This window comes from Sphingorhabdus sp. EL138, assembly GCF_945862485.1.
In the GTDB taxonomy this organism is placed as follows: Bacteria; Pseudomonadota; Alphaproteobacteria; order Sphingomonadales; family Sphingomonadaceae; genus Sphingorhabdus_B.
The window spans coordinates 15,875-42,367 of record NZ_CAMAYF010000013.1 but is presented as its reverse complement, the minus strand read 5'-3'; the positions used below and the strand labels follow the sequence as shown (position 1 = coordinate 42,367).

24 protein-coding genes are annotated in these 26,493 nt (G+C 56.3%); 11 read left to right on the top strand and 13 right to left on the bottom strand.

Annotated elements, in window-relative coordinates:
- The 3 genes from tolQ to ruvB all read right to left on the bottom strand — a co-directional run bounded on the left by tolQ (window position 1) and on the right by ruvB (window position 2,269).
- Complete coding sequence (gene tolQ, locus Q0O33_RS07030; RefSeq protein ID WP_295497664.1) at window positions 1-693, bottom strand: protein TolQ; 693 nt, start codon at window positions 691-693, stop codon at window positions 1-3.
- 7 nt (window positions 694-700) lie between these two features.
- On the bottom strand, window positions 701-1,153 hold the full coding sequence (locus tag Q0O33_RS07025) for a YbgC/FadM family acyl-CoA thioesterase (RefSeq protein WP_295497662.1): 453 nt from the start codon (window positions 1,151-1,153) through the stop codon (window positions 701-703).
- Window positions 1,154-1,243: 90 nt separating this feature from the next.
- Window positions 1,244-2,269 (bottom strand): Holliday junction branch migration DNA helicase RuvB, encoded by a 1,026-nt coding sequence (gene ruvB / locus Q0O33_RS07020; RefSeq protein ID WP_295497660.1) that lies wholly within the window; start codon window positions 2,267-2,269, stop codon window positions 1,244-1,246.
- A 175-nt stretch (window positions 2,270-2,444) separates the two neighbouring features.
- Between ruvB and Q0O33_RS07015 the strand changes: the two genes are divergently transcribed.
- On the top strand, window positions 2,445-2,762 hold the full coding sequence (locus Q0O33_RS07015) for a GIY-YIG nuclease family protein (protein ID WP_295497658.1): 318 nt from the start codon (window positions 2,445-2,447) through the stop codon (window positions 2,760-2,762).
- A 59-nt stretch (window positions 2,763-2,821) separates the two neighbouring features.
- On the opposite strand, the gene ruvA is transcribed toward Q0O33_RS07015, so the two are convergent.
- The 5 genes from ruvA to Q0O33_RS06990 all read right to left on the bottom strand — a co-directional run bounded on the left by ruvA (window position 2,822) and on the right by Q0O33_RS06990 (window position 5,449).
- Window positions 2,822-3,430 carry a Holliday junction branch migration protein RuvA gene (gene ruvA, locus Q0O33_RS07010; protein WP_295497656.1) on the bottom strand — a complete coding sequence of 203 codons (609 nt, stop codon included), beginning with the start codon at window positions 3,428-3,430 and terminating at the stop codon, window positions 2,822-2,824.
- Window positions 3,431-3,518: 88 nt separating this feature from the next.
- Window positions 3,519-3,989 (bottom strand): crossover junction endodeoxyribonuclease RuvC, encoded by a 471-nt coding sequence (gene ruvC, locus Q0O33_RS07005; RefSeq protein ID WP_295497655.1) that lies wholly within the window; start codon window positions 3,987-3,989, stop codon window positions 3,519-3,521.
- On the bottom strand, window positions 3,986-4,729 hold the full coding sequence (locus tag Q0O33_RS07000) for a YebC/PmpR family DNA-binding transcriptional regulator (RefSeq protein ID WP_295497654.1): 744 nt from the start codon (window positions 4,727-4,729) through the stop codon (window positions 3,986-3,988). The genes ruvC and Q0O33_RS07000 overlap by 4 nt, the downstream gene beginning before the upstream one ends.
- Window positions 4,730-4,845: 116 nt before the next feature.
- Window positions 4,846-5,088: a DUF2312 domain-containing protein gene (locus tag Q0O33_RS06995; protein ID WP_125229489.1), complete on the bottom strand. Its 243-nt coding sequence runs from the start codon at window positions 5,086-5,088 to the stop codon at window positions 4,846-4,848.
- Between the two features lie 58 nt (window positions 5,089-5,146).
- The gene (locus tag Q0O33_RS06990; protein ID WP_295497651.1) at window positions 5,147-5,449 is read right to left on the bottom strand and encodes a DUF1244 domain-containing protein; all 303 of its coding nucleotides are present in this window, start codon (window positions 5,447-5,449) and stop codon (window positions 5,147-5,149) included.
- A gap of 79 nt (window positions 5,450-5,528) precedes the next feature.
- Here Q0O33_RS06990 and pyk point away from each other — a divergent pair, with 79 nt between their 5' ends.
- Entirely contained in the window at window positions 5,529-6,977 is a 1,449-nt protein-coding gene (pyk, locus tag Q0O33_RS06985; protein WP_295497649.1) for a pyruvate kinase, read from the top strand.
- Between the two features lie 15 nt (window positions 6,978-6,992).
- On the opposite strand, the gene queA is transcribed toward pyk, so the two are convergent.
- Entirely contained in the window at window positions 6,993-8,021 is a 1,029-nt protein-coding gene (gene queA / locus Q0O33_RS06980; RefSeq protein WP_295497647.1) for a tRNA preQ1(34) S-adenosylmethionine ribosyltransferase-isomerase QueA, read from the bottom strand.
- A 17-nt stretch (window positions 8,022-8,038) separates the two neighbouring features.
- Window positions 8,039-8,680 carry a peptidylprolyl isomerase gene (locus Q0O33_RS06975; protein ID WP_295497645.1) on the bottom strand — a complete coding sequence of 214 codons (642 nt, stop codon included), beginning with the start codon at window positions 8,678-8,680 and terminating at the stop codon, window positions 8,039-8,041.
- Window positions 8,681-9,017: 337 nt separating this feature from the next.
- Here Q0O33_RS06975 and Q0O33_RS06970 point away from each other — a divergent pair, with 337 nt between their 5' ends.
- On the top strand, window positions 9,018-12,194 hold the full coding sequence (locus Q0O33_RS06970; protein WP_295497688.1) for a TonB-dependent receptor: 3,177 nt from the start codon (window positions 9,018-9,020) through the stop codon (window positions 12,192-12,194).
- A 160-nt stretch (window positions 12,195-12,354) separates the two neighbouring features.
- Here Q0O33_RS06970 and Q0O33_RS06965 read toward each other — a convergent pair whose 3' ends face one another.
- Window positions 12,355-13,410 carry a hypothetical protein gene (locus tag Q0O33_RS06965; RefSeq protein WP_295497643.1) on the bottom strand — a complete coding sequence of 352 codons (1,056 nt, stop codon included), beginning with the start codon at window positions 13,408-13,410 and terminating at the stop codon, window positions 12,355-12,357.
- An 11-nt stretch (window positions 13,411-13,421) separates the two neighbouring features.
- Between Q0O33_RS06965 and Q0O33_RS06960 the strand changes: the two genes are divergently transcribed.
- Entirely contained in the window at window positions 13,422-14,606 is a 1,185-nt protein-coding gene (locus Q0O33_RS06960) for an aspartyl/asparaginyl beta-hydroxylase domain-containing protein (RefSeq protein ID WP_295497641.1), read from the top strand.
- 49 nt (window positions 14,607-14,655) lie between these two features.
- Window positions 14,656-14,943 (top strand): hypothetical protein, encoded by a 288-nt coding sequence (locus tag Q0O33_RS06955; protein ID WP_295497639.1) that lies wholly within the window; start codon window positions 14,656-14,658, stop codon window positions 14,941-14,943.
- Window positions 14,944-15,074: 131 nt separating this feature from the next.
- Here Q0O33_RS06955 and clpB read toward each other — a convergent pair whose 3' ends face one another.
- Window positions 15,075-17,651 (bottom strand): ATP-dependent chaperone ClpB, encoded by a 2,577-nt coding sequence (clpB, locus tag Q0O33_RS06950; RefSeq protein ID WP_295497637.1) that lies wholly within the window; start codon window positions 17,649-17,651, stop codon window positions 15,075-15,077.
- Between the two features lie 125 nt (window positions 17,652-17,776).
- Complete coding sequence (locus Q0O33_RS06945) at window positions 17,777-19,339, bottom strand: leucyl aminopeptidase (RefSeq protein WP_295497635.1); 1,563 nt, start codon at window positions 19,337-19,339, stop codon at window positions 17,777-17,779.
- 93 nt (window positions 19,340-19,432) lie between these two features.
- Between Q0O33_RS06945 and Q0O33_RS06940 the strand changes: the two genes are divergently transcribed.
- The 6 genes from Q0O33_RS06940 (at window position 19,433) to Q0O33_RS06915 (ending at window position 26,492) form a co-directional block, all read left to right on the top strand.
- Window positions 19,433-21,541 carry an acylase gene (locus tag Q0O33_RS06940; protein WP_295497633.1) on the top strand — a complete coding sequence of 703 codons (2,109 nt, stop codon included), beginning with the start codon at window positions 19,433-19,435 and terminating at the stop codon, window positions 21,539-21,541.
- Between the two features lie 94 nt (window positions 21,542-21,635).
- Complete coding sequence (locus Q0O33_RS06935; protein WP_295497631.1) at window positions 21,636-24,515, top strand: pitrilysin family protein; 2,880 nt, start codon at window positions 21,636-21,638, stop codon at window positions 24,513-24,515.
- 11 nt (window positions 24,516-24,526) lie between these two features.
- Window positions 24,527-24,826, top strand: coding sequence for a hypothetical protein (locus Q0O33_RS06930; protein ID WP_295497629.1), 300 nt, complete (start codon window positions 24,527-24,529; stop codon window positions 24,824-24,826).
- A 148-nt stretch (window positions 24,827-24,974) separates the two neighbouring features.
- The gene (locus tag Q0O33_RS06925) at window positions 24,975-25,526 is read left to right on the top strand and encodes a TspO/MBR family protein (RefSeq protein ID WP_295497627.1); all 552 of its coding nucleotides are present in this window, start codon (window positions 24,975-24,977) and stop codon (window positions 25,524-25,526) included.
- Between the two features lie 37 nt (window positions 25,527-25,563).
- Window positions 25,564-25,872 carry an accessory factor UbiK family protein gene (locus Q0O33_RS06920; protein ID WP_295497625.1) on the top strand — a complete coding sequence of 103 codons (309 nt, stop codon included), beginning with the start codon at window positions 25,564-25,566 and terminating at the stop codon, window positions 25,870-25,872.
- Between the two features lie 107 nt (window positions 25,873-25,979).
- Window positions 25,980-26,492, top strand: a complete 513-nt coding sequence (locus Q0O33_RS06915) for a YbjN domain-containing protein (RefSeq protein WP_295497623.1) — start codon at window positions 25,980-25,982, stop codon at window positions 26,490-26,492.
- Window position 26,493: the final 1 nt, after the last annotated feature.

Sequence of the window (26,493 nt, the reverse complement as noted above, 5' to 3'; positions counted from 1 at the left end):
TTACGCCTCAAGCTCCAATTCGCGGCTCAACGTGCCATGAAAGCCGTCGGCAAAGCGGCCCATGCGCGCTTCATATTGGTTCAGGCGGTGGGAGAATCGGTTATAAGCGATAACCGCTGGAATGGCGGCAAACAGGCCAATGGCCGTGGCAAATAACGCCTCTGCAATACCCGGCGCGACAACCGCGAGGCTGGAATTTTGTTCAGCTGCAATCGCGGCAAAGCTGCGCATGATGCCCCATACCGTGCCGAACAGGCCAATGAACGGTGCGACCGAGCCCGTGGTGGCGAGAAAGTTCAGGCGATTGGCAAGGCGGTCGGTTTCCGCGGCAATGGTGGCATCCATCGCCGTGGCCAGCCGTTCCCGCGTTCCGGCGCGGTCAATGTGCTTGCCCTTGGTTGACAGCCGCCATTCGGCCATGCCTGCAGCGAAGACCTTCGCCACCGGCAATTCATTTTGGGCATGTGCCTTGGAAAATGCAGCAATGTCCGAGCTGCCCCAAAATTCACGTTCAAACGCTTCGCTTTTTCGGTTGATGCCTAACATTTTGACCGTGAAGCTGATGATGATTGTCCATACCCAGACGCTCGACAACGCCAGGCCGACAATGACTGATTTGACCACCAAGTCGGCGTCCATAAACAAATCAACGGGTGAAAAGCCCATATTTTGGGTCGCGATAAGCAGGCTCATGGATATCCTATTCTGCGGGTCGATGAAGTATCGGCTGGAACGCGGCAACCCAATGCGCAGGTTGTCGGCGAGCCTTGCCGTCGGGTGAAACAAAGGCCGCGGTGACCCGCGCCTCGGTGAGTATTTGGTCGCCGCGCATGACGGTTTGATGAATGTCGCAACTGGCCGCGCGGACGGCTTCCACTGTGCTGATGATCACTAACGCATCGTCAAAATGGGCAGCGCGGCGATATTTGATGTGCATGTCGGTCACGGCATATGCGCCTTGCCCTTCGGCATGCACCTTGCGCTGGTCTATGCCGACGCATGCCAGCATATCGGAACGCGCCCGCTCCATGAAATGCAAATAGCGCGCATGATAGACCACGCCCGAAAAATCGGTGTCTTCAAAATAGACGCGCACGGCAAACAGGTGCCGCGTGCCGTCAAAATGGCCTTGATAGGGTTGAGGCATGGACATTGCGCTCTTTGCTTAACCTTTGTGGAGTCCGGCGGGAAGGGGTTTTAGCAAGCGAACGTGCGATTAGTCGCTTGAGGGACTCGGCACGTCCTATGCGTCAAACAATCCGTCCTGTGACCCGGCGGGCGGGTTGAGGCCAAGATGTTTCCAACCCGGCGCATTGAGGCAGCGGCCACGCGCGGTACGCGCGATTAGGCCCAGCTGGAGCAAATAAGGCTCGACCACATCCTCAATCGTGTCGCGCGGCTCGGACAGGCCGGCGGCCAAAGCCTCAACGCCCACGGGACCGCCGCGATAAATGTCGGCGATCATATGCAAATAACGCCGGTCCATCGCATCTAGCCCAAGCGCATCAACCTCCAACCGGTTGAGCGCGCTATCGGCGATTTTGGCGGTGACAACGGGTTCGCCAGCCACATTGGCAAAATCGCGCACACGGCGCAGCAAGCGTCCGGCAATACGCGGCGTTCCGCGCGCGCGCTTGGCAATTTCGTTCGCGCCATCAGGGGCGATGCCCAAATCGAGCAACCGCGCGGCGCGGGTGACCACCAGCTCCAGCTCCGCATGGGTATAGAAATTCAGCCGCACCGGAATACCAAAGCGATCACGCAAGGGCGTGGTCAATAACCCCTGCCGCGTGGTCGCGCCGACAAGCGTAAACGCAGGCAAATCAATCCGCACCGACCGCGCCGAAGGCCCTTCGCCGATCATGATATCGAGCGCACGATCCTCCATAGCGGGGTAGAGAATTTCCTCAACCACGGGGCTCAAGCGGTGAATTTCGTCAATGAACAGGACGTCGCCATCTTCCAAATTGGTGAGCAAGGCGGCCAGATCACCGGATTTGGCGATGACCGGGCCGGAGGTGGCGCGGAAACCGACGCCCATTTCCTTTGCGACAATCTGCGCCAGCGTGGTCTTGCCAAGACCCGGCGGGCCAAAGAACAGCACATGGTCCAACGGCTGCCCCCGCCCCTTCGCCGCCTCAATAAACACCCGCAAATTGTCGCGCGCGGCGGCTTGCCCGATAAATTCGGCAAGCGTTTTAGGCCGCAACGCGGCGTCAATATCCTCGGGCCGTTTGTCGGGTGTAGTGAGGCGGTCGTCGTCAGTCATGCGGGCATCTCAACGTCAGTTTTGAATTGCGCGATGGACCCTGAAACAAGTTCAGGGTGACGGCGTGGAGGTTTGAATTCATGCGGAACATTTTGCCAGAATTTACGTCACCCTGATAACAATTTACGTCACCCTGAACTTGTTTCAGGGTCCATTTTGCCGCACTGTCCAACGCGTGAGAAATGAAAAAACTCCCTGTGTATACATACTTGCAAGCAAGCTTTACGGATCGCTGTACATCGGCGTCACCTCTGACCTGCTCAAACGGCTTTCGCAACATCGGGGCGGCATGACGCCAGGACATGCGTCCAAATATGCGATTTACCGGCTGGTGCATTTTGAGGTTTTTGGCACGATGGAGGCCGCGATTGCGCGTGAAAAACAATTGAAGAATTGGCATCGGGCTTGGAAAATCAATCTGCTTAACGCCGAAAATCCGTATTGGGTGGATTTGGCGGTTGGGCTGGGTTTCCCGCCGATAGCGCAAGAATAATTGCGCGATGGACCCTGAAACAAGTTCAGGGTGACGGTTTTGCGCGGCGGGGTAAGATGTCATCGCGACGCCCGTTTCAATGCCAGCCGGACGAGCGCATCCAAGGTTGCATCGGGGCCGAGTTCTTCGACGGCTTGCGCTACAGCATTGCCAGCTTCGCCGTGTTTGAAGCCAAGGTTAGCAAGCGCGGACATGGCGTCTTGTGCGTGGTTGCCGTTTGCGGCGGCTGTGGCCATCAGCTTTGCGCCGCCGCCGATGCCGGCCAAAGCGCCGACCTTGTCCTTCAATTCATTGACGATGCGGCTGGCCAATTTTGGTCCGACGCCATTGGCGCGCGCGACCATCGCGGCATCGCCGCTGCCGATGGCAAGCGCGAGGTCGGCGGGTTCGATCGCGGACAAAATAGCGAGGCCAACCTTACCGCCGACACCTTGCACGCCCGTCAGCAGGCGGAACCAGTCGCGTTCTTCGCGGGTGGCAAAGCCGATGAGGCGCATGTCGTTCTCCGACACTTGCATTTCGGTGAAGACGGTGGCGAAATCATCGGTCTTGCCCAAGGCCGATAGCGTCCGCGCGCTGGCCTGCACCAGATAGCCGACGCCGTTGACGTCAATCACCAGATGGTCAACGCCCGTTTCATCAATCCGGCCATACAGCTTTGCAATCATGTTTGTGGGTTAGCTGTTCGATTTCAAATCAGCAAGCAAAAGAGAACATCGCGTGAACAGGGGGGAGCTTTTTCTCGAAGTGAACCGGTCAAAGCCTGATATGATGCGCATGGGTAATGGCGACCGCCAATGCATCGGCCGCGTCGGGCCCTGCGAGTTTCAAGCCCGGCAACAGGATGCGCAGCATGGCTTGAACTTGCTCCTTTTCCGCTTTGCCGGTGCCAACGACGGATTTTTTTACGAGCCGCGTGGCATATTCGGTGACGGGGGTGCGGTTGCGCGCCGCACCCAAAAGCACGACGCCGCGTGCTTGCCCAAGCTTTAGCGTCGATTGCGGGTTTTTGTTAACGAACACCTCTTCGACGGCCGCGTAATCGGGGCGAAAGTGATCAAGCACCACGCTCAGCTTCTCGTCCAAAAGCACGAGGCGGTTCGCCAATGGCAGCTTGGCGTCGGTTACAATCTCGCCATTGTCGATATGAGAAAGACGATTGCCTTCCTTGCGGATAACGCCCCAGCCGGTGGTCCCCAAGCCGGGGTCAAGCCCAAGGATGATCATCCCAATTTCGCCATCACCTCGTCGGACACGTCGTAATTGCCCCATACGGTTTGGACGTCGTCATCCTCTTCCAAAGCGTCGATCATTTTGAGCAAGGTTGCCGCATTGGCTTCGTCAACTTCGACCAAAAGCTGTGGTTTCCACGCAAGCTTGGCGCTTTCGGCTTCTCCAAGCGTGGCTTCCAGCGCTTTGGCGACTTCGTGCAGCGCATCCATGCTGGTCCAGATGCTGTGGTCGTCCTCGGTTGACTCCACATCCTCAGCGCCCGCTTCCAATGCAGCTTCAAACACGCTGTCTGCGTCGCCTGCGCTCGCGGGATAGGTGATCAGACCCATGCGGTCGAAGCCGTGGCTCACCGCGCCGGACGCGCCGAGATTGCCGCCATTTTTGCTGAACGCGGTGCGCACATTGGTCGCGGTGCGGTTACGGTTGTCGGTCAATGCCTCAACGATGATCGCAACGCCGCCGGGACCATAGCCTTCGTAGCGCATTTCATCATAGCTTTCGGCGTCCCCGCCCGCCGCCTTATCAATGGCGCGCTGGATATTGTCCTTGGGCATCGATTGCGCCTTTGCGGCATTGACCGCGAGACGCAGGCGCGGGTTCATGTCCGGATCGGGCATGCCCATCTTCGCCGCCACAGTAATTTCACGCGACAGCTTGGAAAATTGCGCGGAACGCTTCTTGTCCTGCGCGCCTTTGCGATGCTGAATGTTCTTGAATTTGCTATGGCCTGCCATGGCTCTACTCTTCTCTGGCTAAAGGATATGAAGCAGCGCCCTTACATCAGGCACACGCCATTGGGCAAGCCATGTGCTTTAACGCTGCTGCACCAAGGTTTGGGAAAGCCTAGGCCTTACGCCAGCCCAAGCGCCGATTTATAGGTGTCGAGGATCGCTTCCATTTCCTGACGGTCGTCTTGGCTCATTTTGCGCAAGCGGACGATCTGGCGCATGATTTTTGCGTCATAGCCCTGGCTCTTGGCTTCCGAATATACGTCGCGAATGTCGTCAGCGATGCCCTTTTTCTCTTCTTCCAAACGCTCGATGCGCTCAATGAACAGACGCAGTTGGTCAGCGGCGATATTGCCTTCAGCCATGATATTCTCCCTGTGGTGTTGGTTGGGGGCAAAACCCCCGAATCACGTTGACAGCGCCTTAATGCGAAGGGGCGTTTTTCGCCACGCTTTCCTGCATCCGTTGTAATTGCGCCGGCGTTGCTTCGCTTTGATACTTTGCCTTCCACTCTGCGGCGGGCATGCCGTGTATGATTTCGCGCGCTTCATCTTTCGTCAGCTGCCCGTCCGCCTCCATCACCCAATCAGCCAGGCAATTGCGGCAAAAGCCGGCAAGGCCCATAAGGTCGATATTCTGCGCATCATGCCGGTGCTGCAAATGCGCGACAAGGCGGCGAAATGCGGCGGCGGCGGCGGCGTCTGAGATTTGTATTTCCTGTTGCATGCTATGCGCCCTTCCCGTTGCTGGCTTGCCGCGTTATGGGGCGTTTGACGTTTAAAATCCATATCGCGGAGCCATTTTCATGCAATATCATAAACCCCGCATGCGCAAGGTCCGCATATTGGCCACCTTGGGCCCCGCGAGCGATACGCCCGAGATGATCGAAAAATTGTTTCGGGCCGGTGCGGATGCTTTCCGCATCAACATGAGCCATGGCGATCAGGCCGACAAGGCGCAGTTGATTGCCAACATCCGTGCACTGGAAAAAGCGTATAATCGGCCAACGACGATATTGGTTGACCTGCAAGGCCCGAAATTGCGGGTCGGAACCTTTGCCGATGATAAGGTCGAGTTGCACACGGGCGACAATTTCCGACTGGATACCGACACGGCACCGGGTGACGCGCATCGTGTTCACTTACCCCATCCGGAAATCTTTGCCGCGTTGGAGGTTGGCGCGCGCTTGTTGCTCGACGATGGCAAGCTGGTCTTGCGCGTTACGGAGATTGGCGCTGAATATATTAATACCATAGTTGAAGTTGGCGGGATGCTATCGAACCGCAAGGGGCTGAATGTCCCCGATGTGGTGGTGCCGATTGCGGCGTTGACGGAGAAGGACCGTTCAGACCTTGCCTTTGCGCTGGAGCAAGGGGTGGACTGGATCGCGATGTCCTTCGTCCAACGGCCTGAGGATGTGGCCGAAGGCAAGAAGCTCATCGGCAACAAGGCGGCTTTGTTGGCCAAGATCGAAAAGCCTGCGGCGATTCGACGGTTGGAAGAAATCCTTGAGCTGGCCGATGGGGTTATGGTTGCACGCGGCGATTTGGGCGTGGAATTGCCACCCGAACAAGTGCCGCCGCTGCAAAAGAAGATTGTGTCCACCGCACGGCGCATGGGCAAGCCCGTCGTGGTGGCAACGCAAATGCTGGAATCGATGATCGTTTCGCCCTCACCAACACGGGCAGAGGTTTCGGATGTGGCGACGGCCATTTACGATGGCGCAGACGCCGTGATGTTATCTGCGGAAACGGCCGCGGGTGCTTGGCCGATTGAGGCGGTGTCGATCATGGACCGCATTGCGCAACAGGTGGAGGGCGACCCGGATTTCTTCAAACGCATCCATTTCACCGAAACCCCAGCCGATGGCACGACCGCCGATGCCTTGGCGGAGGCGAGTGGGCGTATTGTCGACACCGTGGAAACCAGCGCCATCGTCTGCTTCACATCGTCAGGTTCAACAGCGCGCCGGATTTCGCGTGAACGCCCTGCCGTGCCTTTGTTAGTGCTCACCGCAAGCCAGATAACCGCGCGGCGCTTGGGGCTATTATGGGGCGCCTTTGCCGTGCGCACCAAGGACATTGGTTCGTTCGAAGAAATGGTCGCCAAGGGCAAGCGCATGGCGCTGCGCTACCATCTGGGCGTCGCCGGTGGCCGGATCATCATCATGGCAGGCGTGCCGTTCGGGACGCCGGGGTCAACCAATGTGCTGCATATCGTGCGCCTGACGGGTGACGAATTAAAAGGGCATTAAGCGCCAGCGGCACGATTAGGGCAGGAGCAGGCTGCTGTCGCCATAGCTGTAGAAACGATATTCGCTGGCGATGGCATAAGCATAAGCCGCTTGCATGGTCTCGCGCCCCATTAAGGCGCTGACCAGCATGAACAAAGTCGATTTGGGCAGATGGAAATTGGTCATCAGGCCGCCAATCGCCTTGAAACGGTAACCGGGCGTAATGAAGATATCGGTGTCGCCTTCAAACGGATGAACCACGCCATTGTCGTCCGCCGCGCTTTCAACAAGACGTAGTGACGTTGTGCCGACCGCGATCAAACGCCCACCAGCCTCGCGTATGCTGTTGAGGCGCTGCGCGGTTGCGGCGTCGATGCTGCCCCATTCGCTGTGCATGCGGTGTTCGGTGGTGTCATCGGCCTTGACCGGCAGGAATGTGCCCGCACCGACATGCAGCGTCAGGGTCGCCGTTTCGATGCCCGCTGCGTGCACTGCCGCCATCAATTCGGGCGTGAAGTGGAGGGAAGCTGTCGGCGCGGCCACCGCGCCATCCTTTTGCGCGAACATCGTTTGATAATCTTGCGCATCGCGTTCGTCGGTCGGCCGCTTGCCCGCGATATAGGGTGGCAAGGGCATGGTGCCTGCGCGGTGAAGTAGGATTTCAACGGCCTCCTCCCCTTCGAAAAACAAAGTGAAGCTGCCGTCGTCATGGCGTTCTTCGGATATGGCCGTGACGCCTGCGCCAAAATCAATCACATCGCCGGGATGTAGGCGTTTGGCATTGCGGATAAACGCCTGCCACCGGCGCAGGTCGATCCGTTTGTGCAAGGTCGCCCCGATGGACGCATCGCCGCGCTTCCCCTGCAACTGCGCTGGAATGACCCGTGTGTCATTGAAGATTAGGCAATCGCCCTTGCGCAACATTTGCGGCAGGTCGCGTACCGAGCGGTCTGCCAGTGCAGCGTCTCCGCTTACACATAACATGCGCGCGGAATCCCGCGGCGACACGGGCCGTAAAGCAATCCGCTCGGGCGGAAGCTCGAAATCAAATAGATCGACGCGCATGGGGGAGTGCTGCGCGCTTATCCCGCGTTTAATTGGTCAACGGTGATGGGCGCTTCGGCCGGTGCCGACGTAAACGCAGGGGGCGGCACATTATCGGCCGCGATAGAGGCCTGAAGCACCTTGGCTGGGTTCAAAGGCGGCTCGCCACGTTCAATAGCGTCGACAAATTGCATGCCCGACGTCACGCGGCCAAAGACCGTATATTTGTTATCAAGATTAAAGCGCGGTTGGAAGCAGATGAAGAACTGACTGTTGGCGGTATCCGGCTCGTTCGTGCGCGCCATCGAGACCGTGCCGCGCAAATGCGGAATTCTGTTAAATTCGGCCTTGAGGTCGGGAAGCTCCGATCCGCCTTGCCCCGTGCCTGTTGGATCCCCGGTTTGTGCCATGAAGCCGTCAATCACGCGGTGAAAGACGACGCCATTGTAAAAGCCTTGCCGCGTCAGCGTCTTGATACGCTCGACATGGGCAGGGGCATCGGTTGGAAACATTTGAATCGTCACACGGCCGCCCGTGGAAAGATCCAAAACCAAAACATTCTCAAGGTCTGGCGCGGCGGGCGCCGGCGCAGCCGTCTGCGCGAAGGCCGGCGAAACGGCAAAGGCAAGAATGCCGGACAAGAGTAATAGGAGCTTCGAAACTAAAGAACGTACGGACATGTATGAAGTGCCTCTGAAAACCGGATGAGGCCTCCTTAACGAACCACGCTGTCGCTGTCATGAACGATTTTTGTGCCTGCGACGCAAGGCCTATCGATTCAGACGACTGCCCACCAGGGCACTGTTGCGTAATTGATACACCATTGCAATAATATTGAAATTTATGCTCAATTTGTTGCGCAAATACTGGATTTCCGTCAAAGCGAACGCAACCCGGAGGGTTTCCATCGCGCTTTACGTGCTTAAGGCGCGTGCAGTGATGGTGGAAAAGCTGGGGAGTTGAACCGCCATTGGTTACTGGGAAACCGTGAATCTTTGGCTTTTTATAAGGGGCTATATCGTGAAAAACACACGTATCAGCAATTTGAAATATGCAGCGGCACCGCTGGCATTGGGCTTGGCGTTGATCTCAACGCCGTCGTTCGCCCAGGATGCGGCAGCCGAAGAAGAGGCGGCAAGCGAAATCATCGTTACCGGCTCGCTCATTACCAATCCGAACCTTGAGCGTTCGGCTCCGGTGAACGTGACCACCTCCGAGGAAATGGAACTGCTTCAGTCCAACTTGGCCGAAGAAGTTCTTCGTGAAATCCCAGGTGTTGTTGCTTCGATCGGTTCCGCGGTCAATAACGGTAACGGCGGCGCGTCCTACGTTAACTTGCGCGGCATTGGTTCAAACCGTAACATCGTTCTGTTGGACGGTGATCGTATCGTACCCGCCGGTTTTGGTGGCCAGGTCGATTTGAACAACATTCCGCTCGCTCTGGTTGAGCGCGTTGACGTTCTTACCGGTGGTGCATCCACGACTTATGGCGCTGACGCTGTGGGTGGTGTTGTTAACTTCATTCTGAAGAATGATTTCTCTGGTTTGGAAGCTCAGGTTTCGGAGCAGCTCACCGAAAAAGGTGACGGCAACGTTTTCCGCGCTGATGTGACAATCGGTGCAAACTTCGACGATGGTCGCGGTAATGCCGTATTTGGCGTTGGCTATCAGCAAGCTGACCCAGTCTATCAAGGCGCGCGCGATGTATCGCTGACTACCCTAGAAACCTACGCTGGTACAGCGCTTGGTTCAGGCACGGCGTTCCCGTCGCGCTTCTCGGGCGGTCGTCTTGTAGCTGGTACGGGCAACGGCGGTACCAACCAGATTAACGAGGCAGGTCAGCTCGTTCCGACCTTCTCGACGTTCAACTTTAACCCCTATAACGTCTTCCAGACACCGTTCGAGCGTTTCAACATGTTCGGTCAAGCGCGTTACGAAGTCAGTGATGCGATAGAAGTTTACTCGCGTGGTTTGTTCTCAAAGAACACTGTAAACACGATCATCGCACCTTCGGGCGCGTTCAGCATCGGCGTGAACATTCCTTTGAACAACCCGTTCTTGCCTGCCGCTATGCGTAACCAGTTCTGCGCATTCGACGTGAACCCAAGCGCGACGGTTTATACCCCACGCTTCACGCAAGCGCAGTGCGATGCCGCGGCTAACCCCAACTTGCGTCCTGGTCAGGCTGGTTATCTTGAAATCGGTACCGGTGGCGCGTCTGCAACTGCTACGACGTCGGGCAACGGTCTTGCTGTATTGCAAGCATGGCAGCCATTCGACGTTAACGGCAATGGTGTGATTGAAGCAGGTGAAGGTTACAACCCTAACCCGCAATCATTGTTTGCCCGTCGCGCAGTTGAAGCCGGCCCACGTATTTCCGAATATGTCACGACCGTATTCGATTACCGTTTGGGTGCCCGTGGTTCGATCACCGACTCAATCGACTGGGATATCACCGGTGCCTATGGCCAAAGTGAAAACATCCAGACGATTAAGGGTTACACCTTGAACTCGCGTTTCCGTCAGTCGCTTCGCGCAGGCGGAACAGCTGCGGCGCCAGTCTGCTTCGACACATCAAATGGATGCGTTGCCGCAAATGTCTTTGGTACCATTCAGCCACAAGCAATTCCGTTCTTGGTTCAGGAAAGCACCAGCTTTACGAAAACCTCGCTGGCACAAGTTAAGGGAACCATCAACGGCGATGCGGGCGTTACCAGCCCATTTGCTGAAGATCCCGTGGCATTTGCAGTCGGCGGTGAGTTTCGTAAATATACTGCCCGTCAGGGTGCCGATGCGCTTGCCAAAGGCGGCGATCTTGGTGGTGCCGGTGGTGCAACACCAGACATCAAAGGTGGTTTCGATGTTTATGAAGCCTTTGGTGAACTTGTTGTGCCAGTCGTTAGCGACAAGCCATTCTTTAACAGCCTGACTGTTGAAGGCGGCCTTCGTTATTCGTCATACACAGTCGACGCACCAGGTAACCCATCGTACAACACCACAACCTTTAAGGCTGGCGGTACTTGGGAGCCTGTCGAAGGCCTCGCTCTTCGCGGTAACTTCGCGCGTGCCGTTCGTGCGCCGAACATTGGTGAACTGTTCTCGCCAGTGAACACTGGATTGACCAACCTTGGTACCGATCCTTGCGCGACGTTGACGACAGCTGGCGCTGTGTTGCCAGGACGTCCAGCTTCTGGTCCAACCGGTGAGCTTCGTGCTGTCTGCTTGGCGCAAGGTGCCAATTTGGGCAACATCAACTCGATTCCCCAGCCTAACGCAGGCCAAGTGAACTCGACTGGTGGCGGTAATGTCAACATTAAGCCTGAAAAGTCGGACAGCTTCACTGTTGGTGCGATCTTCCAGCCAGCGATTATCCCTGGTTTCACTGCATCGCTCGATTATTACAACATCAAGGTAACGGGTGCGATTTCGTCGCCAACCCCTGGTGACGTAATTGCAGCTTGCTTTGGATCGAACGTATTCAGCCCAGCTGCTGGAGCATCGACCACGTCGGCGTGTACAAGCATTCGCCGTAGCCCAGCCGATGGCGGTCTGAGCGGTGATCCGAACGTTTTCACAGGTCTGCCTTCAGTTCTGTCGAACGCAGGTGCGATTGAAACTGACGGCATCGACTTGATCTTGAACTACAAGACGGATCTTACCGACAAAATCGCTTTGGCATTGTCCTTCAATGGCAACTACACGTTAAAATCGGCGTTCAACGCGTTCGTGCTCAACCCGGAATCGATCAATCGTGATTGCACCGGATATTTCAGCTCGAACTGTGGTTCACTGCAACCAGACTATTCATGGTCGCAGCGTACAACAGTGTCGTACGACAAGATCGACGTTTCGTTGTTGTGGCGCCATATCTCCGGAATGGAGCAAGAGCCACTTGACGTGATTGACGGTGGTGCGTTCTTCAACGGAACCATTGGCGCGTCAGTCTTGGGCGTTGGCGGCCGGACGATTAACTTCGGCAAGATCAAGTCCTATAATTATTTTGATCTGTCGACGCGTCTTAATGCCAGCGAAAATCTGACTCTCACCCTCTCGGTGCAGAACTTGCTGGACAAGGAGCCGCCAGTAACCGGCAACAATGCTGGTTCGACATCGTATAACAGCGGCAACACCTTCCCATCGACATATGATGCGTTGGGTCGTCGTTATGCTGTAACGGCAAAGCTGCGCTTCTAATCTGAAGAGCAGTTAAAGGAACAAGGGGGCGGGCAGCAATGCCCGCCCCTTTTGTTATGCCATAACATGACGCCGAACCAAGGCGCGCAAGCATGCCCCGCAATGCTGGGTTATGTGAGTTTAGGTAAAGTCCGGCCCCTAATAGGTCTGGCAAGCGGCCTTAAAAATGAAGCGGATGTTCCAAAGTCAGTGGGATGTTGGCAGATTTGGCAACGGCTTCAGCCCAAATCAGGACCTTTTCAATCTCATCGCCATGCGCGGTCTGCGCCAATGCATATTCGGCGTGCCGGTCCTCTGTCCGGAAATTTCCGCCAAATTTGCTATGTGTACCGAACGCGGGGTGCGCGTCATTCGCTGCGGCATGCTCGCCCAGTTCGAAGTGGAACGCTCCAGAGGAAAGAGCCTTGCCGGGATTGGCGGTCAGCCGTTCACTGTCCAGCGTCGCGATACGTTCAGGTCCGAACTTTTGCGTCATGTCATGAAACAGCTTTTGCTGCGCCAGCCAACCGACCGCGGCGATTTGTAAGTCGGTCTGCCGGAAAAAATCTCCCGGCTCAAAACCAAGATCAACAATGCCGTCGGCTATTTGCCCCTCCAATAATTCGCGACACCATAGCCGGCACCAAAGACCCTTGCGGGCGACAGACAAAAGGAACATCGAAAGTGGGGCATGCACGATAATGGCTTTGCTAGACGGCCGCATGGCAAGCGATGCGGGGGCAAGCGCATTGAAGATATTGGACGGTTTTACTACCACTGCAGAATCGTCCGCAAAGGGACGCGCGAGCATATCCAGTGCATCGCCCAGCCGTTCGGCCACCGCCAGAGTTGGCGCGCCGCGACGGCGAAAGCCGACAATGTCGTTCAGCAAAACGGGTTCCTTCAAACCCATCGATAGACCCGGCAAATCAAACCCGTTGGCGAACATGGTCGATGCACAAAAGGCGGAATGCAAAATAAAATGCAGATTGGCACTGTGTGCGCTGCGGCCTTTTGCGTCGCGCCGCGAAAGGACCATCGGGCTTTGTTCCGCGCCAAGATATTCATCGGTGAGGAAGGTGGCGGCATTGTGCGCTGGACGGCTTACATGACGCAGATGAAAGGCATCTGCGGACGCGTCATAGCGATGCGCTAGCCACGCGCCGTCGTTCCAAATGTCGCTATTATTGATTGCCATGACATCATCGACCTTGCCGTTTCTGACGGTAAATGGCAAGCATTCGCCTTATGAACAATTGCGCACCACCGGCCGAAGCGGCCCAACTGAACAGCCAAGGCATGCTTGCACTGCGCGCCGGAAATTATGCCGAGGCGGAGCGCCTGTTCGTGGCGGCGGTTATGCATGACACTATGTCGAGCGCGCTGTGGCGAAATGTTGCAACCGCACGGCGCGCGCAAGGCGATGACGATGGAGAAATGCAGGCGCTAGACGCCGCAATTAACATCGACCGCCGCGATTTCATGGGGTGGCTCCGCAAGGCTGAATTGCATGAACGTCTAGGTGAAAAGGCGCCAGCTTTGGTCGCTTGGAGCGGCGTACTTCAAATGGCGGCGCATGCATCAGACCTATCTCCGGATATTGCCGCTGCATTGCAAAAGGGCCAGGCATTTATTTCGCAAGCGACGCTTCAGATTGCCGATGCGGTTAGCACCGAACTCGCACCCTTATCCGCTGCTATGGATGCGACAGAGCTGCGCCGAAGTAAGGCATTTGTTGACGGCGCATTGGGGCGTCGACGGACCTATGTAAACACATGCGAAGGCCTATATTATCCCTTTCTTCCGGCGGATGAATTTTTTGACAGGCATCATTTCCCATGGATGCCCGCCATTGAAGCTGCGACTGACGACATACGCAAAGAATTAGAGGCGCTGCTTGCTGATCCGGGTGATGCGTTGCGGCCATATGTTCGGATGGATTCAGGGGTTCCGGAAAATAAATGGTCTGCGCTCGACCAGTCCCTCGATTGGGGCGCATGCTTTTTATGGGAATATGGGCAACCCAATCAGGCGGTTTTGGACCGCTGCCCGCACACAGCGGCTGCCTTGGCCCGCTTACCGACCACCACGCTGCCAGATCGTGCGCCCAGTGCGTTTTTCTCCATATTGAAGCCGCACACCCGAATTCCGCCACATACAGGCGTGACGAATACCCGTGCGATTGTGCATTTACCGTTGATCGTGCCGGAAAATTGCGGCTTCCGCGTCGGCGGGGAAACCCGTGAATGGCAAGTGGGGAAGGCTTTTGCCTTTGATGATACCATCGAACATGAAGCGTGGAATGATAGCGATAAGTATCGTGCCGTTCTTATCTTTGACGTATGGAATCCGCATTTAACGGTCGCAGAACAAAACGTCATCGCCCGTTATTACACGGCCGCTGACGCAACAGGGTTGAAACTTGCGCGTTGAGGGTGCTCCTAAGATGTGTTAGTGAGCAGAAATAATTAAGGAATATTTCATGCGCACTCTCTTACTTGCAATATTGTCTATTGGCTTAATGTCATCGGCTTCGGCCCAAGCACCAGCTCAGGCATCGGGAACCGATAACGGCTCCAACGCATCCAGTGACAAAGCTTCCGATCCAGACCAAACCATCAGCTGTCGTACCGTTCGGGTGACTGGGTCGCTGGTGAAAAAAGGGAAGGTGTGCAAGACATTGGCGCAGTGGCGCCAGATGACAGATTCCGGCAATGAACTCGCCCGTCGCTTGGTCGAGGATGGAACCTCCCGGCCCGGCGGTCAGTAAAGCCGCTTTTACCAGAAATATGCCGGAGATTAATTTGCGACGCTCAAAAGCCGGTGCCTGACTATTTTGGTGTATTCGGGGTGGCCAGCGCATGCCTCAGCAACCCGAATGTTTTCGGTACAACATGCCGCTTACACCGCCAATACCAACCCCCCATCGCCCTCTTCCACTGTCACCATGGCGCCATCGGGGATGCCGCCGCGCAGGAGCATATCCGCCAGCGGGTCCTGTAAATAGCGTTGGATGGCACGTTTCAGGGGGCGCGCGCCATATACAGGGTCATAGCCGACGCGTCCCAGCCATGCTTTGGCTTCGTCGGACAAGGACAAGGTAATCTTGCGATCCTTGAGCAGATTTTGCACGCGCTGCACCTGAATATCGACAATTGGGGCCATATGGTCGGCGCCCAAGCGATGGAACAAGATGACCTCGTCCAAGCGGTTCAGGAACTCAGGCCGGAAATGGGCACGCACGATTTCCATGACTTGTGGTTCCACGTCTTTCACATCCTGCCCGTCTTCCAATGCGGCCATATGCTGGCTGCCCAGATTGGATGTCAGGATGATGAGCGTGTTGGAGAAGTCTACCGTGCGGCCTTGGCCATCAGTCAGGCGGCCATCGTCCAATACCTGCAGCAGGATATTGAAAACGTCCGAATGGGCCTTTTCGACTTCATCAAATAAGACGACCTGATAGGGCCGCCGACGAACTGCTTCGGTCAAGACGCCGCCTTCTTCATAACCGACATAGCCCGGAGGCGCGCCGACCAGCCGTGCGACGCTGTGCTTTTCCATATATTCGGACATGTCGATGCGGACCATTGCATTGTCGTCATCGAACAGGAAAGACGCGAGTGCCTTGGTCAATTCGGTCTTGCCGACACCCGTCGGCCCAAGGAACAGGAAGGAACCCAGCGGGCGGTTCGGGTCTTGAAGCCCCGCGCGCGAACGGCGCACCGCCTTGGACACGGCTTCCACTGCGTCCTTCTGGCCAATGACGCGCGCGCCGATAAGCTGCTCCATATTGAGCAACTTGTCGCGTTCGCCTTCCAACATTTTATCGACGGGGATGCCGGTCCAGCGGCTGACAACGCTGGCAATATCTTGCGCGGTGACTTCTTCGCGTAGCATCGCATTGCCCGCGGCTGCCTCTGCGTCCTCTAGTTGCTTTTCCAAGCCCGGGATCGTGCCATATTGCAGTTCGCCTGCCTTGGCGAGGTCACCCGACCGCTGCGCCTGTTCCAATTCGATGCGCGCGCCATCAAGTAGTTCTTTGATTTTGGCTTCGGCAGAAATCTTGTCTTTTTCGGCCTGCCAGCGCTGCGTCAGTTCCAGCGATTGCTGCTCTAGATTGGCAAGCTCGCCCTCCAAATTGGCTAGACGGTCTTTGGATGCGGCGTCGCTTTCCTTGCTCAACGCTTCGCGCTCAATCTTCAACTGGATGATCCGGCGGTCGAGCGTTTCAATCTCTTCCGGCTTGGATTCCACCTCCATCCGCAGACGCGATGCAGCCTCGTCCATCAGGTCGATGGCTTTGTCGGGCAGGAAACGGTCGGCAATATAACGGTGCGACAGCGTGGCAGCGCTCACCAATGCGCCGTCGGTAATGCGCACGCCATGGTGCAGCTCGTATTTCTCCTTCAACCCGCGCAGGATGGAAATCGTGTCCTCGACCGTAGGTTCGCCGACAAAAATCGGCTGAAACCGGCGTTGTAGGGCAGGGTCTTTTTCGACATGTTTTTGATATTCATCCAGCGTCGTTGCGCCAATGCAGTGCAATTCGCCACGCGACAAAGCAGGCTTGATCAGGTTGGCGGCATCCATCGCGCCTTCGCCTTTGCCCGCGCCGACAAGCGTATGCATTTCGTCGATGAATAAGATGATGTCACCTTCGGCCTGCTTGACCACATCCAGCACGCCCTTGAGACGCTCTTCAAATTCGCCGCGATATTTTGCGCCGGCGATCAATGCGCCCATATCGAGCGACAGCAATTTGCGATGCTTCAGGCTGTCGGGCACGTCGCCATTGGCGATACGTAAGGCCAGCCCCTCGGCAATGGCGGTTTTGCCGACGCCGGGTTCGCCAATCAGCACGGGGTTATTCTTGGTGCGGCGCGCAAGGATCTGGATCGTGCGGCGGATTTCTTCGTCGCGGCCGATGACGGGGTCTAACTTTCCGGCGCGCGCGACTTCGGTCAGGTCGCGGGCAAATTTCTTCAGCGCGTCATAACGGTCCTCTGCGCCCGATGTGTCGGCGGTGCGGCCGCCCCGCAGTGCGTTGATAGCGGCGTTCAACCCTTCGGCGGTGACGGCCGCGACGGCCAGCGCTTTTCCTGCTGTGCTGGTCTTGGCGAGTGCCAGCGCCAGCAAAAGCCGTTCAACGGTGACATAGCTGTCGCCGGCCTTTTGCGCGACCTGTTCGGCGGCATCGAGCACGCGCACCGCGTCATTATCGAGGCCGGGGGTCTGCTGTGCGCCGCCACCCGATACGGCAGGGACCTTCGCGAGCGCGGCGTCGGTCTCACGCAAAGCCGTCGCCGCGTCGCCGCCAGCGGCTTTGATGAGGCCAGACGCCATGCCTTGCTCATCCTCCAGCAAAGCTTTTAAGAGATGTTCAGGCCCGATCCGCTGATGGCTCATGCGGATGGCGACGGTTTGCGCGCTTTGGAGAAAACCCTTGGCGCGGTCCGTGAATTTTTCGAGGTTCATGCGCTATTTCCTAAAAGCCAATGGAGCCTTTGTTCACAAAGACTCCATATCTACACAGAATGTAGTGCGGCATTTTCGCAACACAAGTGCTGCGACCATTCAGCGGAAATGCGACGACGTCGATATTATTTCCAATTGCGGGCGAGCGTATCCAGTAATTGCACGCCCCAGCCCGATGCGCCCTTCGGCGTCACTGGGCCGGACCTGTCCGCCCAGTTGACGCCAGCAATATCAAGATGCGCCCAAGGAATATTTTTATCGACGAAATAGCCAACAAAGGTCGCGCCTAGACCTGCGCCGGGGCCTCCGCCCTCAACGACGTTTTTAATGTCGGCAATGTCGGATTTCATATCATCGAGATAATTTTTATGGAGCGGCATGCGCCACACATCTTCACCTGTTGCGGTGCCCGCTGCGGTAACCGCTGCGGCCAATTTGTCGTCACGGCTGAATAGGCCTGCATATTCGTCGTTGAGGGCGCCAACGATTGAGCCTGTCAGCGTTGCCATGTTCACCAAAGCGCCGGGTTTTTTATTGGCGATTACATATTCATTGGCGTCGGCCATTACCAAGCGGCCTTCGGCGTCGGTGTTGAGGATCTCAATGGTCTTGCCGCTCATTGTGCGCACGACGTCGCCCGGACGCTGCGCATTGCCGCCGGGCATATTTTCCGACAGCGCGGCAACGCCGATGACATTCACCGATGCCTTTGACTTTGCAAGTGACAACACAGCGCCCATGATGCTGGCCGCGCCAGACATGTCTGCCTTCATCTCCCACATGCCCGCACCGGGCTTGAGCGATGTGCCACCGGAATCAAAAGTAATGCCTTTGCCGACCATCGCCAATGGCGCAGTATCACCAGCGCCGCGATACTCGACGATCATCATCCGGGATGGACGGCGCGACCCTTGGCCCACGCCAAGTATCGTCCCCATGCCCAATTTACGCATCATCGGCTCGTCTAGAACTTCGATTTTGACATTGGCAGTGTTGCCAAATGCGGCGCGTACGCGCTCCACAAAGGTTTCGGGGTAAATCACATTCGCAGGCTCAGCTGCCAGATCGCGCGATAAGGCCACGCCTTCGGCCAAGGCCGCATGGCGCGACTTCCACAAAGTTTCGGCGCTGCCCGCATCGCTGCTCACGATGGTCACGGGGTTTGTGGGCGGCGTTTTGCGGTCGGCGGTTTTATAGCGGTCAAACCGATATTGGCCCATAGCATAGCCCAAAGCGGCGGCCGCGGCTTCGTCTTGGTTGAGGCCGCCTGTGATGGTGACGGGCTGGGCTTCATCGCGCAAATCCTGTGCGGCTTTGCCCGATGCGTTGCGGATATGGGTGATGCGGTCACCTTCCTCGCCAACACCGCTCAATAGGATGCGCGCATAACCGCCAATGCCGCGTAGCGACAAGGAACTGCCCTCTTTGCCTTCAAACTTTGCCGAAGCGATTGCCGCGTTCAATGCTTGCGCCGTGGTTGCATCAACCAGTTTGGCTGGCAATGTCGCATTGCGCATCAATATTACCAAAGCGCCGGACGTTGGCGCTGTTGCCGCAAAATTGATGGGCCGTGTTTGCGAATGCGCAGCTGTCGACGGTGCGACCCCCGATCCAATGACATCGGCCTGCGCAAATGCGGGAGTGATTGCGGCGCTTGCCAGTGCAAGGGCTAAGAAGCTGCGAAACATAGAGGGACTTTCCTTTCCGTAAATCTTGGTTATGCCAGTTATGTAAGCAAATGAACCGATGTGACAAGGTCTCATTGCAGGGGGGGAAGTTTTATGCGGAAATTTTTGTGGGCGTCTTTGGCGCTTGTCGGTGTCGTTGCGGGTGCAGGCGCGTTGTGGGAGCCGTTGGCGGCCACCGGATATGACATGCCAAAGCGCAGCTATGATGTGGAAATTGTGCGCGATGAATTTGGCGTGCCGCACATTAACGGCAAGACCGATGCCGACACCGCTTACGGCCTCGCCTTTGCCCATTCAGAAGATGATTTTGCGACGATACAGGATGTCGTTGCCATGACACGTGGGCGCTATGGCGCGCTTGCAGGCTCCGATGGGGCCAAGGTCGATTATGTGATGCATCTTTTGGGTGCACGGGAGACTGCCGAGACGCGCTATATGGAATTGTCGCCCGAAGTCCGCGCGGTGGCAGAGGCTTATGCCGCAGGTGTGAACCATTATGCGTCAAAACATCCCGAAGAAGTCCGCCTGTCGAAGCTGTTTCCCGTAACCGGACAAGATATTGTTACAGGTTTCGTGCTGCGCGCGCCGTTCTTTTATGGCCTGGATGCCGCCATTGGCGCGTTGACCGAAGGCAAACCGTTGCCAAAGGAAAGTGCTGCGCCGATGACCCCCATCGGGCGCGATCCGGAAATGAACGGTTCGAACGCCTTTGCCATTGCGCCAAAGCGTATGGCCGATGGCAAGACCTGGCTGATTTCCAATTCGCACCAGCCTTATGAAGGGCAAGTTGCTTGGTACGAAGCCGTGACCCATTCGGGTGAGGGGCTGGATATGGCAGGCGCCTTGTTCCCCGGATCGCCTTTTGTCCTGCTTGGCCACAACCGTCATTTGGGCTGGACCAATACCGTCAACCGCCCTGACCTGATCGATGTCTATAAATTGGTGATGAACAAAGCAGGCGACCAATATCGTTATGATGGCAAATGGATGCCTTTGTCGTCGAAGCGGGTTTGGTTGCCGGTGAAAATGGGGCCATTCAACCTGCCCGTGCCGCAGACGGTATATCGCTCCATCCACGGACCGGTCATCAAAAATGACAAGGGCTATTTCGCGATCCGCTATGCGGGCATCGATAATGTCAAAGTCGTTGAACAATATTATCGCAACACTAAGGCGACGAATTGGGATGAATGGACCCAATCGATGGCGATTGGCGGCATTCCGGCAACGAATTTCATTTATGCCGATAAGACTGGCCGCGTTGCCTATATTTACAATGCCCTCTTCCCCGACCGTAAGCCGGGCTATGATTATACCAAATTGCTTCCGGGCGACACATCGGCGGCGATGTGGAAAGGGCCGGTTGGCTTTGACCGTTATCCCAAGATTGTGAATCCTGCATCGGGCTTTGTTCAGAACGCCAATAACACCCCGTTTCTGGCGGCGGGTCCGGGTTCGGAAATGAACCCTGCGGCTTACTCGCCGTATTTGGGCATTGAGCTTGGCATGACCAACCGCGGCTTACGTGCAACCGAGTTGTTGGCCGCCGATACATTGATCACGCCGCAAGAGCTGCTCGCGATCAAGATGGACATGATGTACAGCAAGCAAAGCTGGGTCGGGGCGTGGATGGCATCCTTTGCTGCGCTGGATTTGAAAGATGCGCCCGAGCTTGCCGAAGCGCAGAAGCTGCTCAACAGTTGGGATTGGTCAAGCGATGGCAAGGGCCGCGCTGATGCCCTTGCCGAACGTATCATCCGCTTTGGCGCGCGGCGAAATTGGCGCGGGGAAAAAATGCCCGATCCCCGCGAAACGCTGCAGGAGGCTGTCACAGAGTTTAAAGATCGCTTCGGACGGATTGATCCGCCGCTTGCCGACATTCAACGCTTGCGGCGCGGCGATGTCGATTTGGCGATGCTTGGCGGCAGCGACGCGTTGCGCGCCACAACAATATGGGATGCCGAGCAAGCCGATGGCAAAATGCGCGTCCGGCATGGCGATAGTTACATCATGCTGATGCGATGGGACAAGGAGGGCAAGGTGCAATCGGAATCGATCCAGCCTTATGGTTCAGCGACCACACGGCCCGAATCGCCGCATTATACCGACCAGATGAAATTGTTCGTTGCTGGCGGGTATAAGCCTGTACATTTCGAATGGGCCGACGCCGTCAAGAATGCAAAACGCCGTTATCGGCCCTGAACGCCGTTTGTCGAAAATTTTTTGGCCTTACATTGTGTTTGCCTGTGTCGCCGCTATCTTTAGCGGCAATGATTTTTAGCTATAGGAGCAGAATATGATCCGTAAATTAACCCTCGCCCTTATGATGTCGGGCTCGGTGCTCGCCGCGCAGACACCCGCCTTCGCGCAGTCGGCGGCGCCCGTTTCGAAATTGGTCGAGGCGGTCAATATTCCGCATGAAAAATTCACACTCGACAACGGCCTGACTGTTTTGGTGCATGAAGACCGCAAGGCCCCGATTGTGGCCGTGTCCATCTGGTATGGCGTCGGATCCAAGAACGAACCAAAGGGCAAAACGGGCTATGCCCATTTGTTCGAACATATCATGTTCAACGGCAGCGAAAATGCGCCGGGCGATTATTTTGAATATACCAAGAAAATCGGCGCGACCGACTTGAACGGAACCACATGGTTAGACCGTACCAATTATTTCCAGACCGTGCCGACAACAGCGATTGAATCTGCTTTGTTCCTCGAAAGCGACCGTATGGGCTTTTTGCTCAACGCCGTGACGAAGGAAAAGCTGGATAACCAGATCGGCGTTGTTTCGAACGAAAAGCGTCAGGGCGACAATCAGCCCTTCGGTTTGGTCAGTTACACGCAGTCAGGGACGCTTTTCCCCGTGGGCCATCCATATCATCACAGCACGATTGGTAGCTTAGAAGACCTGTCAGCGGCGTCGCTCGATGATATGAAAAACTGGTTCATCGACCATTATGGCCCGAACAATGCGATTTTGGTTTTGGCCGGCGACATCAATGCGGCGCAAGCAAAGCCTTTGGTGGAAAAATGGTTCGGAAGCATCAAGCGTGGCAAGCAGGTTGCGCCTGTTAATGCACCCGTGCCAACGCTCGAAAAAGACGTGAAGATCGTCATGAAGGACAAGGTGCCGACCACGCGTATCTATCGCAACTGGGTTGTACCAGGTCTTGCTGACCCCGATGCCAATTCGCTGTTCATTGCGATGAGCGCGCTGGGCGGCCTGTCGAGCTCACGTCTCGATAATATTTTGGTGCGTCAAGAACAGAGCGTTGTGGGCGTTTCTGCTTACCTCATTCCGTTCGTACATGGCAGCTTGGTCAACATTCAAGCCGATGTGAAACCCGGCGGCGATGCCGATGCGGTAGCGAAGCGTCTCGATGAAATCTTGGCCGATTATATCAAAACCGGCCCAACCGCCGAAGAGGTGCAGCGCGTTGCCGCAAGCAACATTGCCCAGCAAATCGATGGTCTCGAACAAGTCGGTGGCTTTGGCGGCAAAGCCGTCGCTTTGGCCGAAGGCGAACTATATGTGGGGGATTCGTCCTTCTACAAAAAGGAACTGGAGCGTCTTGCTTCGGCAAAGCCAGAAACGGTGAAGGCCGCGATGCAGAAATGGCTGACGCGCCCTGTGCTCGAAATTCGCGTCGAACCCGGTGAGCGCGAAGCTTATAAAGAAGTCGCTGCGGGATCAGGTAGCCGCACAGGCACGTTAACGGCACCTGCATTTTATGCGCCTCCAGGTGCCGACGATGTATTGGTATCGGCACCCGTCGCCTTTCAGGATCGCAGCAAATTCCCTGAACCGACAAGCACGCCTGCGCTCGATTTTCCGACAGTGGAAGAAACAACCTTAAGCAATGGCATTAAGGTGTTCTTCGCGCGCCGCGCTGCGGTACCAACGGTCCGGGTCGCGGTGAGTTTCAATGCGGGCTATGCGGCTGACGCAGCCGACAAGCGCGGCATAGCGTCCATGATGTCGACCATGCTGATGGAAGGCACAACGTCGCTGACCTCGACCCAAATCGCCGAAACCGAAGAGAAATTGGGCGCTGACGTCAGTGTCGGTTCATCACTCGACCGGACAGTCGCAAGCCTGCGTGCGGTCAAACCAAATCTTGGCCTTTCGCTTGATCTGCTTGCGGATGTTATCAAAAATCCGGCCTTTGCCACAAAGGAACTGGAGCGTGTCCGCGTTCAGCAACTGACCCGGATCAAGTCGGAGAATAACCAGCCGCAGGGCATTGCCGTGCGCCGCCTGCCGCCCTTGCTGTATGGCGCAGCGCATCCATATGGTGGACCACAGACTGGTAGCGGATATGCAGAAACCGTTGCAACAATCAGCCGCGCCGATGTTGCCAATTTCCATCAGTCATGGATGCACCCATCGAAGGCGGAAATCTTTGTTGTCGGCGATACCAGCCTGAAAGAAATCAAGCCCATGCTGGAGCAGCGTTTTGGCAAATGGAAGCCTGAAGCAGCCGCCGCGCCGGCGAAGAATTTCGCGGTTGCATTGCCAGCACCTGAATCAAAAATTCTGCTGATCGACCGTCCAAATTCACCGCAATCCTTGGTGCTTGCTGGCCTTGTGCTCGATGCAAAGGGATCGGACGATTTGCTGACCCTGCGCGCGGCGAACGAGATTTTCGGCGGTGACTTCCTGTCGCGTATCAACATGGACCTGCGTGAAACCAAGGGTTGGTCCTATGGCGTGCGCAGCCAAATCAATGGTGCCGAGGACCGCGTACCATTTTACATGTTCGCGCCAGTGCAGACCAACCAGACCGGGCCATCGGTCAAAGTCTTAATCGATCAATTGAAGGACTTTAACGGCGCCAAGCCGGTCACGGCGGCGGAACTGGAAAAGACCATCAAGGGCAATGTCCTCAAACTGCCCGGTAACTTCGAACAATCTTCGGCGGTGCTGGGGCAAATGCAGGCAGACCGCCTGAACAAACGGCCTTTCAATTATGCCGAAACATTGGCGGGCCGCTATAATGCGCTGACCGCGCAGGCATTGAATGACGCCATGCGGGTCAAGGTGGATCCTTCGAAGGTCACTTGGCTCGTTGTGGGCGATGCGGCGAAGGTGAAACCGCAGCTGGAAGCACTAGGATTGCCAATTGAAATGGCGAAGGAAGCTGCTAACACCAGTGCAAGCAACAATGCTAAATAAGGAGCAAGGATATGGCAGCAGTTGATGGTGATTGGGACGTAACAATCAAAAGCCCCATGGGTGATCAAAAAGCGGTGCTGACCGTCAACAGCGACGGCGGCAGCTTTTCAGGGCAGATGTCCGGTGGACTGGGTTCCATGGATATCGCCAGCGGCACTGTCGATGGTGATACGTTGAGCTGGGGCATGGACATCACTGTGCCTATGCCGATGCATTTGAACGCGACAGCTACCGTGTCGGGCGATGCCATGACCGGCGAAGTCAAGGCTGGTGCCTTTGGTTCGATGGGCTTGACCGGCACACGCAAGTAAAGGCTGCAGCGCGCGGTTTGCGCTGATACGCAATTGACGGGCCGTCTATCCCACCGGGTAGGCGGCCTTGTTCTATATGGCGGCAATGCTTATGTTGAGTCCGAACGCGGTTCCTCCGAATCGCGATGACCCAGATCGGGGCCACGTCATGAACCAGTTTGTTCCTCCAACGCAGTCACGGATGTCCTTGGCACGTTGGGCGCTTTTTGTGATCCCGACGATCATGTTTCTGGGTTTTCTCTCCGGCACCATGTCGGGATCAACGGCCGACAACGCATGGTATCAAACATTGCTTAAGCCCGATATTCAGCCGCCAGGTTGGGTATTCGGCGTCGTTTGGCCCACTTTATATCTTATGATGGGGTTGGCATTGGCGATGGTACTGAACGCGCGCGGGACGCGGGATCGCAATAAGGCCATTCTCCTCTTTGTATCCCAATTCTTGATAAACCTCACTTGGTCGCCGATATTTTTTGGTGCGCATCAGGTGACAGCTGCCTTTTTCATTATCCTCGTCATGCTGGGTATTGCCATCGCGACGACCTTTGCCTTTGCGCGGGTGCGCAAGGCTGCGGCGTGGTTGATGGTGCCCTATTTGGTGTGGATCAGCTTCGCAGCCATTTTGAATTTTCAAATTGACCAGCTTAATCCTGACGCGGAAAGCCTTTACGTTCCGGCTGTAACTTCCCAAATAGGGTGATGTTGGTCCATCCCCTGACCGCAATGGAGTGAATGACATGCAAAGCGAAAAGCGCATTCTTGATGATTTAGCTAAGGTTTTGAACGGCGTTGCCGGAACCGTGGCGGGCATGGGCCGTGAGGCTGAGGCAAGCATGCGCGAACGTGCACGCGAATGGGCTGGCGGACTGGATCTTGTGTCCCGCGAAGAGTTTGACGCCGTCAAAACATTGGCAGCGAACGCCCGCGCCGAAGCCGATGCGCTTGGTAAGCGGGTCGCTGCCTTAGAAGCTGCGTTGCAGGCAAAAGGCGGCGTCGCCCCGGCCAAGGCGAAGCCAGCGACCAAGTCGGCAAAGCGCTCCGCCTAAACTTTTCCACAGTGGGCCCACAGCCTAATGTTGCGCGTTGCCGCAAGGCCCTTGCGTGCGAGTCCGTCAGGGGGCAGACTCGAACCAACACGACAGGCGCGATCATCATGCACGACGCAGACGAACAATATGAGCAATTCGAGCGCGATGAATCCGCGCCCGTAGACATGCTTGCGGCTTTGTTCGAAGCGCGCGGATGGTCATTTGAACTGGATGGTGAAGACGAAATCACCGCCGAATATAAGGGCAGTTGGGCGAGCTATCAGCTGCGCGCGATCTGGCGTGAGGAAGATAATGCGCTTCAACTGATCATTTTGCCGGACATCACGGTTCCCACGGACAAGCGGGCGAGTGTGTACACGGCGCTTGGTCTGATCAATGAACAATTATGGCTTGGCCATTTTGACATGTGGTCGGCCAATGGCATATTGTTGTTCCGCCATGGCAGCCTGATGGCCTCCAATGGGTTGTTGGGTGTCGACCAAGCACAGACCATCATTGACGTTGCGATTGACGAATGTGAGCGTTTCTATCCCGTGTTTCAATTCATCATCTGGGGTGATAAAACGCCGGAAGAGGCTATCGCCAGTGCGCTTATCGAAACGCATGGCGAAGCTTGAG